At 70.7% G+C, this 297-nt stretch carries 1 protein-coding gene; it reads left to right on the top strand.

Annotated elements, in window-relative coordinates:
* Positions 1-20: 20 nt before the first annotated feature.
* The coding region (locus tag JNB71_RS24295; protein WP_346657303.1) for a VCBS domain-containing protein at positions 21-297 on the top strand (277 nt) is incomplete at its 3' end.

Raw genomic sequence — 297 nt, 5'->3', positions numbered from 1 at the left:
ACGTCGACGACGGCGAGGCGGTGTTTGCCGCCCCGGCCACGCTCGACGGCACCTATGGCAGCTTCTCCTTCGATGCCGCCACCGGCAGCTGGACCTATACGCTCGACAACAGCCGGGCGGCGACGCAGGCGCTCAACCAGGGCGACGCCGTCAGCGACACGCTGAGCGTGACCTCGCTCGACGGCACCGCCAGCCACAACATCGTCGTCGCCATCACCGGCGCCAACGACGCGGCGTCGATCACCGTCGATGCGACGGTCACCGACGACCGGGCAACCGTCGAGGCGGGGCAGGCCG

Origin of the sequence: Rhizobium herbae (assembly GCF_019511375.1) — a bacterium.
Taxonomy (GTDB): domain Bacteria; phylum Pseudomonadota; class Alphaproteobacteria; order Rhizobiales; family Rhizobiaceae; genus Pararhizobium; species Pararhizobium herbae_A.
This window is presented reverse-complemented; position numbering and strand designations above follow the sequence as displayed.